The 718-nt window shown below is 72.6% G+C and carries 1 pseudogene; it reads left to right on the plus strand.

What is annotated here, in order from left to right:
• Window positions 1-350 precede the first annotated feature (350 nt).
• Window positions 351-718: pseudogene (locus tag KUM32_RS36985) on the plus strand (hypothetical protein); the annotation flags it as partial.

Here is a 718-nt window from a genome sequence, read left to right on the forward strand (position 1 = left end):
GTGGCTGCTCGGTGAGCACGGCCTGCCAGCGATGGCGGCGCCGGCGCAGCGCCTGGGCGAAGAAGTCCGGGGAGAAGAAGTCGGCGTAGGCGGCGCGCCAGGACGCGGCGTGGATCTGACCGATGGCGTCGCCGTCGCGCGGGGTGGCCGGGAGGACCGTGAAGTTCGCTGTCATCCGGCCACCGTACGGGCGGGCGCCGGTGCCGTCTCGGCGCTGTGGCCCCGCCGATGGTGGTGGTCCGGCGCCGTCGGGTCAGCCTGTGGTCGCTGGCCCTTCTCCTTCAACCGGGGTACGGGTTCCGCCCTACGGGTTGATCCCCCCGGTGGGTCCGCCACGCGAGGATCTCGCCATGTCCCTGAAGATCCTTCACCTGCCCCCGCCCGTCAGCGACACCGAACGGCCGCCTCCGCGCTGGGCGATACGGCTGGCGTACGCGCTTCCGCTGCTCCTGCTGCCGTCGTGTCTGTGGCGGCTGCCCTTCGCCCTGCACTTCGAGATGGGGCAAATCCAGGACGTCGGCATGCCGCCGTACTGGGTGAGCGTCCCGTACGTGCTCGGGCTCAGCGTGCTCACCGAGGTGACGGCGATCCTGGCCATCGGGCTGGTGCGCGGGTGGGGCGAGGTGGCGCCCGGCTGGATGCCGTTCATCGGTGGCCGGCGCGTCCGGCCACCGATGAACGGCATCCAGCCGGGCGCCACCTCGCCCCACCCGCGCAC

Source organism: Streptomyces sp. AC627_RSS907 (assembly GCF_019049165.1).